Below are 12952 nucleotides of genomic sequence, written 5' to 3'. Positions count from 1 at the left end.
AGAAAGATGATGGCTTTTTCAGAAAAAATGCCTACTTTTGCGGTTGCATAAACATAACCTGGCAATAACTATGTGGAAACTAAAAACAGTGACAGGGGGCTTACTTGCACTCGCCATGATGACGGGATGCGACGTTGTGCAAGAAGAAAAGCAACAAGAAACACTGCGCACAAACGTGGAAGACTCGATAGGTATGGGACGTACGGCATACGCCTCGCGATGCATCAACCAACAGTTGATGGCAGCAAAAGACAGCGACGCCTACTACCTCTGGCTCTCTATGCGCAATAAACTATACTACACCCGCATGCAGACTGACTCCATGAAGGTTACCATGAACCGCATACAACAGTATATCAGCAGTTGTAACCATAAAGCTCGCAAGCCCGGACGTGGAGGCAGCGACTTCAATCTGCTGCAAGCCGAATGGCTGTTGGCTAAAGGGGTGTGGCATACTGCCATCATGGGGCGACCTGATTCTGGACTGGTCTATAACAACAAGGCCATAGAACAACTCAAAAAAATCAACGCACGCCCTCAACTGATGCTGTCTGCACTAACCAACCAAGCCGATTACTACCGACAATTGGGAAAACTCGACTATAGCGCCGACGCCTATATGCAGGCACTTGCACTATCAGACACGATGAATAACCCCAATGCCAACACTGCCGTAGAGTTGGGCATAGCTACAGTATATACCTTCATGGCAGACTATGAGAATAGCAACAAATGGTGGAAACGCGCCGAACAACACGTATCAGAGATGCAGAGAGCAGATCAATTCATCTTCTACAATAACAGAGGTAATGATCTGTACCTGCAACAACGATACAGCGAAGCTCTACCCTATTTCAAAAAAGCTGCTACACTGGTAAAAGGCGACTCTACCAAAGCATGGGACTACTACACTGCACGTGCCAATATGGGCGAAATCTACGTGTGGCTGGGACACACCGAACAAGCCCGACAGGCACTCGACGAGGCTGACGCGTTCTTCCAACAGGCAGGATTCGATATTGTGCGCTACTATATCGAAACATCGCGCATTGGACTCGACCTTAAAGAAGGACATACTGATCGGGCACTAAAGCGCATGGCTGAAGCCTCAACACCCAAGCACATGCTGCCTGCGGCAGTGGTGCAACGACTCAAAATCGAAGAACTGGTGTATCGTACAGCTAAGATGATGCCCCAAGCTTATGCAGTTCACCAACAAAAAGATGCCATCAAAGACTCAATACAAACGGCAAACATGACCATGCGCATGAATGCCAATCTGCTTCAATACCAACACAATAGAAAGCTGGACGAACAACAGCACATCATTGACCGACAATATATCATGGGACTGCTGGCATGGGGACTATTCCTCATTGCCACACTCATCATCATCGTTCTTGGTATATTGGTTTATCTGCGACACCGACAACATCAACTACACAATCTGGAAGTAAGACAACAGATTGTAAGGCTACGCATGGAAAACATACGTAACCGCATATCGCCTCACTTCATATTCAACGCACTCAACCATGAAATGCTGGCACAAATGAATGGAAAAAAGGTAAACCTGTCATCGCTGACACAACTGCTAAGAAGAGGACTGGCACAAACCGAAATGCTGGAAACAACACTCAGCGAAGAACTGGCTTTCATCAAATACTACGTCAGCATCGAGTCACAACAGATGGAATCTGACTTCCGTTTCAAGATAGAAAAAGAAAAAAACGTGAACACAGACCGTGTGTTTATACCTGCTATGGTGGTACAAATCTATGTAGAGAATGCTATCAAACACGGACTGAGACCCAAGAAAATAGTGGAAGGCAAATATCGTGACCTACTCATCAAAATACACAGAAAAGGAACTGACAGCACTGAAATAGAAGTGCTCGACAACGGCATGGGACTGGGACCTACATCAACAGAACAGATGCACACCGGTATGAAAGTGGTGCAACAAACCATACAAATGCTCAACGACCACAACAACAGTAAGATTGCTTTCGGCATAATGAACAGGCGAGACCTGCCTGCCGGAGAAACAGGATGCCGCTCGTGGATTACTGTGCCCGACAGTTTCGACTTCTTACTATAACCTTTTATAAAAGAGCTTATGACTAATATGGAACGACATATCAGAGCATTCATCATTGATGACAGCGTCGTGGCTGTCGAAGTGTTGAAACGAATACTTGAAAGCAATCACCCAGTAACAGTGGTAGGTACTGCCTACGATGGGCCGACGGCTGTCGGACAGGTGATAGAACTACAACCCGACTTGATATTCACCGATGTAGAGATGCCATCCATGACGGGTATAGAATTCTGCCAACAAATACGTCATCAGGTAAAACCAAATACCAAAGTGGTGTTTTATACCGCCCACGAAAAATATATGATAGATGCCCTTCATCTACAGGCTTTCGACTATTTGCTCAAACCACCCACACCAGAAGATGTAGCAATGCTGATGATGCGCTACTACGAAAACAAACTGACGGAAATACCAACCATGCAGACAGTTGCACCACAGCGCCGTCAATCAATTATCGTAATCAACGCAACGGGCGAACATATTGTATTGCAGGCTTCTGAGGTGGCTTTCTTCCGCTTCAATACAGACAGGAAACAATGGGAAGTAATCTGCTGCGATGGCAACATCTACTGCCTACGATCACGCAGCAATAGCGATACTATACTGGACTACTCTGCCGATTTCGTACAAATTCACAAAAGCTATATTGTCAACATAGAACACGTCAAAATGATACAGGAGTCGCAGTGTTTTCTCAAAGAGCCACTGCAAGACATCGACGAACTGAAGGTGAGCAGAAACTACAAACGCTCACTAATGGATGCTTTCTATGCACTATAAACACTAAACACATCACACATGCACTATTTGAAACTCATCATCATGCTCCTTGCCATCATCACCATGGGGGCATGTAGCAATAAGGCAGAAAAGGCACAAATGCTATATCAGCAAAGCGAACAACTCATTAAGAAGGATCACAAATGGACCGAAGCTGGCGAAATGCTGCTTGGCAGTTTGCAACTGCAAGACGAAAACGAGCCTACACCGCTACTGGCACGCACCTATGCACTACTGTCGAAAGTATATTGGGAGGAAGATCGCGTCAAGAAAGCTATAGAATATGCACACCGCGGACTCAACACCGCACTGGCAATGCGCAACGACACTCTTCACTTACAACTATACACAAGAGTGGGATCGTCCTATTATCTCATACACAAGAACGATTCGGCTACCTACTATTTCAATAAGGCACTCGACAAAGCCATTGCCATGAACGACTCCAACGGCATTTACAATGCATACAACAACCTCGGTGCACTGAAACTCAGCATGAAGAAGTTTGACGAAGCACTCGCCTATTCCGACAAGTCATACAGTTATGCACGCAACATAGATGCCCATGAATTTCACTATTATTATAATAAGTCACGCTGCTATCAGTATTTGAAACAATGGACACTGTGTATCGATGCCACCCGTAAGGCAATCGCCAATATTCCCAAAGAGGACTTAGAAGGAAGATCGAAACTATACCAACGACTCTTCTTGGCTGAACGGAGCATAGGAAACTACGAAGCAGCATGTGTGGCTGCAGATACATCGTATAACTATCTTGACAAATATTGGAATCAAAGGCGCAATGAGGATATGCGCGACTTGACTGAGCAATATCAGCAAGAACGCTACAACGCACAACTGAAACTGCAACGCACGCAATGGATGGTAATGGTAGTTGTGGTGCTGATGATTATGGGGGCTGCCATCATGTTTGTATCACACCGCAACAAAAAACGTATCATGCGCTTACAGAAACGCTTGGAAAACCTCAAACTGCAAATCTACCGCGAACGAAACACAATACAACAGACTGCGGAAGAAAGTCAAAACAAGGTAGGGCAAACAATGCCCAACAACGAAAAACTCTATACACTCTGCTTACAACAATTGGCAGTGGCACGCGATTTGTTTAAGATGCGACCCGAATACATGCGACTCTACCAACTGAAATATCGCACCGATCATCAATATCTGTCAGACCCAGAACGCATGCCATTGCTTGATAGTGTGGTGGAGGTGTTTATTGAACCATTGCAAAACCTTCGCAGATTGTTCACCGAACTGACCGAAGACGAATGTATATATGCTATCCTCACCTTCCTCGGATGCAACAATGCCACCATCTCCATGATGACCAAAACATCAGAACCTACACTGCGTAAACGCAGAAGCCGATTCAAACAGAAAAGCCACGATATGGTATTCCGCTTTCTGATGCAGAACGAAGAAACATAGAGATACCTCAAAGACCGAAAAACTACCTTTATTTCCGATTATACCTAACAGAAAGAAAAATTAGTGGAAAGGGAGAGGGATTTTCCACAAAATAGTCGTAATTTTGCGGAATAAAACAAATAAATGCTCTGTTGATGGGCTACGACAAGATTACATATGGAACTGATAAAAGACAAACAATTCGGTGGTGAACGCCCATTGTTCGCCACACACGACCTACAACTGGATAACGTGACCATCATAGATGGTGAGAGTGGTATCAAGCAATGTAGCAATATCGCTGCAACAGGATGTCACTTCTATGGAAAATATCCTTGGTGGCACGTTGATGGTGCACAAATTGACCATTGCTATTTTGCACCAGGATCACGTTCTGCCATCTGGTACACCGACAATCTTACAATGACAGATACCAAGATTGACGGTCCGAAATTCTTCCGCGAAATGAAAAACGTGACGCTGGAAAACGTAGAGATTACAGATGCCGACGAAACTTTTTGGCGCGTAGAAGATGTACGACTGAAAAACGTAACACTACACGATGGGACATACCCCTTTATGTTTGCACGCAACATCTATGTGGACGGACTGGTGAGCGACTCGAAATATATCTTCCAATACTGCGAGAATGTGGAAATACACCATGCTAAAATCACCACGAAAGACTCATTCTGGGAGTGTGAGAACGTGACGGTCTATGACTCTGAGCTCGATGGAGAGTATCTGGCATGGCACTCCAAGAACGTACGCCTCGTCAACTGCCACCTCAAAGGCGAACAACTGCTCTGCTATGTGGATAACCTCAAACTCGAAAACTGTACCTTCGATGCGGAATGTGACCGCATCTTCGAATATTCTACAGTAGAGGCAGACATCCGCGGACATGTGGAAAACATAAAAAATCCAACGTCGGGACACATCGTGGCAGACTCAATAGGTAGCATCACCATCGACAAAAATGTGCGGCAACCTAACAACTGTGTAATAGAAACTCGCAAGCTATAAAGCCTATGAAATACGATTTTGACAAACCAACACAACGCCGGGGTACCCACTGTGTAAAGTGGGACGAGGCTCCATCAGACAAGGTTATACCCTTGTGGGTAGCTGATATGGACTTCGAAGCAGCTCCTGCCATTGTCGAAGCAGTAGTAAAACGAGCACAACAGGGCATCTACGGCTATACTCTGGTGGAAGATGACTACTATAATGCCGTCATCTCATGGTTTGCAAGACGCCACCAATGGACTATCCACCGCGACGAAATTCTATATACCACTGGTGTAGTACCTGCCGTTTCGGTGGCTATCAAGGCACTGACCATGCCTGGCGAACAAGTGGTGATGCTATCGCCAGACTACAATTGCTTCTTCTCATCAATCCGAAACAACGGTTGTCAGGTATCAGAAAGCGTGTTGTTGCGCCACAACGATACGTTTGTAATAGACTGGGAGGACTTGGAAAAACGTTGTGCAGAAGAGAAAACTACGATGCTTTTGCTCTGCAATCCACACAATCCAACAGGACGAGTGTGGACTATAGACGAGCTGGAGCATATCAATACCATCTGCATGAAGCACGATGTGAAGGTGATTAGCGATGAAATACATTGCGAACTTGTCATGCCTGGACACCGTTTCCAACCTTTTGCTGCCGTGAGCGAGAGTTGTCGGCAAAACAGCGTGATACTGAATTCACCATCCAAATCATTTAATATTGCCGGACTACAGACTGCCAACATGATTTGCGCCAACCCCGAATGGCGACGCAGACTGAACCGAGCTATTAATATCAATGAGGTGTGCGATATCAATCCCTTCGGCAATGTGGCACTTATGGCAGCCTACAACGACTGCGAAGACTGGATAGACCAACTCAACGAATACCTCTGGGGCAACTACCAATGGCTCTGTCAGTTTGTGGGAAACAACATCCCGCAATGGAAAGTATGCCGATTGGAAGGCACCTATCTACCATGGATTGACGTATCGGCTGGTGGCGAGGAGACTGATGCACTCTGCCAACGACTGCTCGACGAAGCTCAAGTATGGCTCAATCCTGGCACTATGTACGGCGCCGAAAGTGGTCGTGGCTATGTCCGTGTCAATATTGCTTGCCAGCGCAAACGCTTGGAGGAAGCTATGAACAGAATCAAACTAAAATTATAATATGAAACAACAAAACGAAGTCAACGTATGGTCTGTCACCTGGGGTGTACTCATGGCTGTACTATTCTCGGCTGCCGCAGCCTATCTCGGTCTGAAAGTAGGACAGGTTTTTGAAGCAGCCATCCCCATCGCCATCATTGCCGTGGGCGTATCAACAGCAGCCAAGCGCAACAATGCACTACGCGAAAACGTCATTATCCAGTCGATTGGTGCCTGTTCTGGAGCCGTTGTGGCTGGTGCCATCTTCACCTTGCCTGCCATCTATATCCTGCAGGCCAAGTATCCTGGAATGGAAGCCGACTTCCTGAAAATCTTCATTGCATCGCTATTGGGCGGTGTGCTCGGCATCCTTTTCCTTATTCCTTTCCGCAAATACTTTGTAGAAGCTCCTGCCGAACAGTTTCCTTTCCCTGAAGCTACTGCCACTACACAGGTTTTAAAGAGTGGAGAGAAAGGTGGATCACAGGCTCGCCCATTGCTGTTGGCCGGACTGATTGGCGGTCTCTACGACTTTATCGTGGCAACCTTCGGATGGTGGAACGAGAATGTAACCAGCCGCATGATACCATTCGGTAGCGATTTGGCAGACCGCGCTAAACTCGTATTAAAAAACAATACAGGGGCGGCAGTTCTCGGCTTGGGCTATATTATCGGTTTCCGATACGCACTCATCATCACACTGGGATCACTCTTTGTATGGTGGTTGGTAGTGCCCGGAATGGCATTACTATTCCCTACCGAGGTCCTCAACCAATGGAACCCTGCCATTACTACAGCAGTAGGTGCAATGTCGCCAGAGGAAATATTCACCAGCTATGGCAAATCAATAGGTATCGGTGCCATTGCCATGGCAGGCATCATAGGTATTATCAAGAGTCGCGACATCATCATTGGCGCAGTGAAACGCATGAAACCTACCGCTAAAACAACAGATATCGAACCAACAACAGAACAAAAAAATGATGCCGATCTGTCCTTACGCTTCATCGCCATCGCTTCCATTGCTACATTGCTCATCACCTTCATCTTCTTCTGGTTTGGTGTTATGGGCGGCAAACTGCTCTTTGCCGTAGTAGCTATTCTTCTTACTGCCATCATTGCGTTCCTCTTCACTACCGTAGCTGCTAATGCCATTGCCATTGTGGGTAGCAATCCTGTATCAGGAATGACACTGATGACATTGATACTTGCTTCGGTAGTCATGGTAGCTGTAGGACTGAGCGGCACCGGCGGTATGGTGGCTGCACTCATCATGGGCGGAGTGGTATGCACAGCACTCTCTATGGCAGGTTCGTTTATCACCGACCTGAAGATTGGACACTGGACAGGTACACAACCTCGTAAACAGGAAACGTGGAAATTCCTCGGTACACTGATAAGTGCTGCAACTGTAGGTGGTGTCATGATGCTACTCAACGAGACATACGGTTTTGCATCAGGAGCACTCGCTGCACCTCAGGCAAATGCTATGGCTGCTGTCATCGATCCGCTGATGACAGGCACAGGAGCGCCTTGGGTTCTCTATGCCATCGGTGCCATACTGGCTATTATCCTCACTTGGTGTAAAGTTCCTGCACTGGCTTTCGCATTGGGCATGTTTATCCCCATACAGCTCAACGTGCCACTGCTGATTGGCGGTGCTGTCAATTGGTTTGTAACATCACGTTCTAAGAATGCAGAAGAGAATAAAGAACGTGGCGAAAAGGGTAACCTCATCGCTTCAGGATTCATTGCTGGTGGTGCATTAATGGGAGTCATCAGTGCACTGTTGCGCTTCGGTGGTGTGCAGTTTGACTATACAGCATGGTGGGCAAACCCATTGAGCGAACTCCTCTCGCTCGTTGCATATATTCTACTGATTACCTATTTCATTCGCGCCACAAGAAAATAATCATGTGACAGGAATACAGAGAACGGGTGTGGAGGAAAAGAATGATTTATCACACCCGTTCTTATTTTCATTCTTTGCCGAAATAGAAGTAAGCGTATTGTAATATTCGTTCCCGTTATCTCTATCACGATGCACCTATATCTTTATATTTGATAACAACAAATAACAACACCACACAAGATAGCGATTGTGAGAAATGTCCTATTACATGAGTACCAATGCACATATTTTTATCAGGAATATCATTGATTTTCAAAAAATCTTTGTAATTTTGTCACCATGACGAAACTTAAAAACTGTCTGGTACTGCTACTGACCATCATACCCGCATTAACAGTATGGGGGCAAACAGCATCGTTACTTGTAACGGACCACTATACAACCAGCAACGGACTTCCAAGCAATAATGTGTATTGTGCGATGAAAGACCGCGATGGCTTTCTGTGGTTTGGCACATGGTATGGACTATGTCGTTTTGACGGAAGCCACTTCGAGACAATGAAGAAAAGTACACGCCCGGACTCTGACATACCACCACGCAAGATAGAAAGCATGGCAGAAGACCAACAAGGTAATCTTTGGCTAAAGACCGTGGATTGGAAAGTGTATGTATTCTACCGACGCACAGGACGGTTTCATGCCTTAGGCGAGGAACTCAAACACCTCTCGCAAAACATGCAGGTCATTAAACTGCAGGCTACAGATAATGGGCAAGTATTGCTACTTACAAAAGACAAGAACCTCTTGATGGCAACAACAACCCCCAAGGGACATATTGACATCAAGACACTGTTTTCGTCAAAAGGGAAAATCAACCCATTCACCTACCAACTATACCGTGACTACTGTGAAGAAAACAACGGATATTCAGTATGGGTGGGACGCGACTATCGCATCTTTGCTGTACCCAGAGGCGAACAACTACAACAACGGATGGCAGACAACGACAATCTGCAACAGAGGAAAAACACACAGCTGGAGGCGATAGTTGCACAAGCTGGCATCAACGACTATGTTCAAATCTACGAAGACAACGACCGCCTTGTGTGGGTAACAACTCCAACGAACGGCATCTATTGCATACATTCACCAAAAAGCATTTTCAAACTCATCCCCTTTGATTTCGATCAAACGGGAGTAAGAAGCATCTTTCAACTTCCTAATGGCAACGTATTGGTGGGCACTAGAAGCCGAGACGTTTTCATTCTCAACCCACAAGGACAACGCATACATACCTTCGACTATAAGACTCATGGTATCGGAGCCATTTACCACGTCATGGCAGACAAGCACCACAGACTCTGGCTATCAACCAAACGCGACGGACTTGTCGTGGCAACACCCGATAACAGCCAGCCTACTGGATACAGACTGAACCACTACCTACACGATGACAATAATCCACAAAGCATCAGTGGCAATGCGGTATATATGACTTATACTGATAAAAAAGGACATATCTGGGTAGCAACTCTCGATGGCGGGCTCAATCTGGTGAAACAAAACGGCAGCACGCAACTGGTTTTCTACAACAGACATAACGGATTTATCAACTACCCGTCCTACGGATTATATACTGAAGTGAGAAACATGGCCGAGGATCAACACGGACGGCTATGGATTGGAACGATTGACGGACTGATGAGTACAGATACCAAATTCCGCCAACCACAAGACATCAAATTTGAAACCTATAAGGAACAGCGTGCATCATCGTTTGCTAACAACGACATCTACACCATCTTCAAAGACAACAGGGATAATATATGGATGGGCGCTTTCGGTGGTGGACTGAGCAGACTAACCAACTACGACAAACACAAACACTGTCCTGACTTCAAAACACTTGGCATGAGAGAAGGACTGCGCAACGACGTCATCGTATCCATTACCGAAGACTTGAACGGCAGACTGTGGTTTGCAGGAGAAAACACTATTGCTTGCTATAATCCGAAAAATGAACGCATACGTAACTTCGACAAATACGATGGACTGCCTGATGTCAAATTTGAAGAGGCTTCTGCATGTCGCATGAACAATGGTGAAATATGGCTAGGATGCAAACAAGGCATCATCGTCTTCGACCCCAAGCATCTGGTCAACGAAAACAGTAACTACCATACGTTCATTACCAATATGAGCGTAAACAACAGAAACATCACCCAACAACTGGAACGCATAGAAAACCAACATGGCATCGACCAACTCAAACAGATAGAACTGAAACACGATCAGAATTCATTCACCATCGAATTTGCCGCACTCAACTTCATCAATAACAACAATGTGGCATACAGATACCGACTGAAAGGATACGACCACGACTGGAACTACAGCGGACAAAACAGACAAGCATCGTACACCAAAGTACCACCAGGTAACTACACCTTTGTGGTTGAAACAATAGACGACAGCAATCCAACACTCTGCTCAAGAGACGAACTGCACATCTGCATACTTCCACCGTGGTGGGCCACATGGTGGGCATATCTTATCTATCTGGCTGTCATCGGCATCATCACATTCTTCATTGTACGCACAGGACTGCAAATGAACCGAATGAGAAACGAAATGATTATCGGTCAACGACTGGCAAAGCTACATACTATGGCCACCGCTACACCAGCCAAAGAGATTGACTACTCACAATATGTTGAGCAAAAAGGTATGGAGTTTATAGACCAGTTGCATCGCATCATCGATGAGAATCTGCAAAACAGCGAATTCAACATCGATACCATGGCTGCTGAAATGGGGCTGTCGCGATCGGCATTCTTCAAGAAAGTGAAGAACGTCACAGGCTTTGCACCACTCGATCTTATCAAGGAGTTCCGACTATCACGTGCTGCCGAACTGCTAAAACACACTAACCTCAGCATCAACGAAGTGGCATATCGTTCAGGCTTTAAGGATAGTAGTTATTTCGGCAAGTGTTTCCGCAAGCGCTTCGGTCTATCACCACGCGACTATGCATCATCAAGCAGAGAATAGTTTTCTAAAGGAACTAAAGCGAAAAGAAAAACTCGTTTTCCTTTTGTACTTCACTCACTTATTCGTAACTTTGTACCCCAAATGGAAATGAAAGAAAACAACAACGAATTAGTACGCCAAGTAGCTGAACAGAAATACGAGTTTGGATTCACTACTGATGTACATACTGAAATCATTGAGAAAGGACTCAATGAGGATATTGTCAGGCTCATATCGCAAAAAAAAGGAGAGCCCGAATGGATGCTTGATTTCCGTCTCAAAGCTTTCCGTTACTGGCAACAGCAGACGGAACCACGATGGGGACATGTACATGTGCCACCTATTGACTATCAAGCCATATCATACTACGCAGACCCGCTGGCCAAGAAACCCCAAGGTGACGGAAAGATTGACCCGGAACTGGAGAAGACTTTCGACAAACTGGGTATTCCCCTTGAAGAACGTCTGGCATTGAGTGGCAATACAGCAGTGGATGCCATCATGGACTCGGTATCGGTAAAGACCACCTTCAAAGAGAAGCTCGCAGAGAAAGGTGTAATATTCTGCTCCATCGGTGAAGCCATTAAGGAACATTCCGAACTCGTCAGACAATACCTTGGTACGGTAGTACCATACCGCGACAATTTCTTCGCAGCGCTCAATAGTGCCGTATTCAGCGATGGATCTTTTGTCTATATCCCCAAAGGTGTGCGCTGTCCTATGGAATTGAGCAGTTATTTCCGCATCAATGCACGTAACACAGGACAGTTTGAACGCACATTGATTATTGCCGACGACGATGCCTACGTATCCTATCTCGAAGGATGCACAGCCCCTATGCGCGACGAAAACCAATTACATGCCGCCATCGTAGAGATCATTGTCAATGATAGAGCCGAAGTAAAATACTCTACCGTACAAAACTGGTATCCCGGTGATGAGAATGGTAAAGGTGGTGTGCTCAACCTTGTCACCAAGCGCGGTGATCTCAGAGGTGAAGGTTCTAAACTTTCGTGGACACAGGTAGAAACCGGAAGTGCTATCACTTGGAAATATCCCTCCTGCATACTCCGTGGTGACAACTCGACAGCAGAGTTCTATAGTGTAGCTGTTACCAACAATTATCAAGAAGCAGACACTGGCACAAAGATGATACACATGGGCAAAAACACCAAAAGTACCATCATATCGAAAGGAATATCTGCCGGCCACTCCCAAAACTCATACCGCGGACTGGTACGTGCTACCAGCACAGCCGACAATGCACGCAACTACTCCAGTTGCGATTCTCTACTGCTGGGCAGTGACTGTGGTGCACACACCTTCCCCTATATGGATGTACACAATGACACCGCAGTATTCGAACACGAAGCAACTACCAGCAAAATATCGGAAGACCAACTCTTCTACTGCAACCAGCGTGGCATACCCACCGAACAAGCCGTAGGTCTCATCGTTAATGGCTATGCCAAAGAAGTAATCAAGAAACTCCCCATGGAGTTTGCCGTCGAGGCACAGAAACTGCTCAGCGTATCACTCGAAGGTACCGTGGGATAAAACAACAACGACAATAAAAAGACTCAA

General features: G+C 45.9%; 7 protein-coding genes and 1 pseudogene. All 8 read left to right on the top strand.

What is annotated here, in order from left to right; all coding sequences use genetic code 11:
- The first annotated feature begins 70 nt into the window (after window positions 1-70).
- Window positions 71-2101 (top strand): histidine kinase, encoded by a 2031-nt coding sequence (locus CIK93_RS09430; RefSeq protein WP_094447192.1) that lies wholly within the window; start codon window positions 71-73, stop codon window positions 2099-2101.
- Between the two features lie 27 nt (window positions 2102-2128).
- Window positions 2129-2881 (top strand): LytTR family DNA-binding domain-containing protein, encoded by a 753-nt coding sequence (locus CIK93_RS09425; RefSeq protein ID WP_158215022.1) that lies wholly within the window; start codon window positions 2129-2131, stop codon window positions 2879-2881.
- An 18-nt stretch (window positions 2882-2899) separates the two neighbouring features.
- Window positions 2900-4339 carry a tetratricopeptide repeat protein gene (locus CIK93_RS09420; protein ID WP_094447191.1) on the top strand — a complete coding sequence of 480 codons (1440 nt, stop codon included), beginning with the start codon at window positions 2900-2902 and terminating at the stop codon, window positions 4337-4339.
- A 156-nt stretch (window positions 4340-4495) separates the two neighbouring features.
- Window positions 4496-5344 carry a DUF3737 family protein gene (locus CIK93_RS09415; protein ID WP_094434732.1) on the top strand — a complete coding sequence of 283 codons (849 nt, stop codon included), beginning with the start codon at window positions 4496-4498 and terminating at the stop codon, window positions 5342-5344.
- Window positions 5345-5349: 5 nt separating this feature from the next.
- Complete coding sequence (locus CIK93_RS09410; RefSeq protein ID WP_094447190.1) at window positions 5350-6507, top strand: MalY/PatB family protein; 1158 nt, start codon at window positions 5350-5352, stop codon at window positions 6505-6507.
- Window positions 6508-6523: 16 nt separating this feature from the next.
- Window positions 6524-8398, top strand: a pseudogene (locus tag CIK93_RS09405) (OPT family oligopeptide transporter); the annotation flags it as partial.
- A gap of 279 nt (window positions 8399-8677) precedes the next feature.
- Window positions 8678-11389, top strand: coding sequence for a two-component regulator propeller domain-containing protein (locus CIK93_RS09400; protein ID WP_094447188.1), 2712 nt, complete (start codon window positions 8678-8680; stop codon window positions 11387-11389).
- 81 nt (window positions 11390-11470) lie between these two features.
- Window positions 11471-12925: a Fe-S cluster assembly protein SufB gene (sufB, locus tag CIK93_RS09395; protein WP_371327203.1), complete on the top strand. Its 1455-nt coding sequence runs from the start codon at window positions 11471-11473 to the stop codon at window positions 12923-12925.
- Window positions 12926-12952: the final 27 nt, after the last annotated feature.

It is taken from the genome of Prevotella sp. P3-92 (genome assembly GCF_002251205.1).
GTDB lineage: Bacteria > Bacteroidota > Bacteroidia > Bacteroidales > Bacteroidaceae > Prevotella.
Note: the sequence above shows the minus strand (reverse complement) of the source record. Positions and strands in the feature narration are given on the sequence as shown.

What these genes read in the sequence shown, in the direction of transcription:
- CIK93_RS09415 (WP_094434732.1), top strand. Translation starts at nt 4,496, where the DNA reads ATGGAACTGATAAAAGACAAACAATTCGGTGGTGAACGCCCATTGTTC.
- CIK93_RS09425 (WP_158215022.1), top strand. Translation starts at nt 2,129, where the DNA reads ATGGAACGACATATCAGAGCATTCATCATTGATGACAGCGTCGTGGCT.
- sufB (WP_371327203.1), top strand. Translation starts at nt 11,471, where the DNA reads ATGGAAATGAAAGAAAACAACAACGAATTAGTACGCCAAGTAGCTGAA.
- CIK93_RS09420 (WP_094447191.1), top strand. Translation starts at nt 2,900, where the DNA reads ATGCACTATTTGAAACTCATCATCATGCTCCTTGCCATCATCACCATG.
- CIK93_RS09400 (WP_094447188.1), top strand. Translation starts at nt 8,678, where the DNA reads ATGACGAAACTTAAAAACTGTCTGGTACTGCTACTGACCATCATACCC.
- CIK93_RS09410 (WP_094447190.1), top strand. Translation starts at nt 5,350, where the DNA reads ATGAAATACGATTTTGACAAACCAACACAACGCCGGGGTACCCACTGT.
- CIK93_RS09430 (WP_094447192.1), top strand. Translation starts at nt 71, where the DNA reads ATGTGGAAACTAAAAACAGTGACAGGGGGCTTACTTGCACTCGCCATG.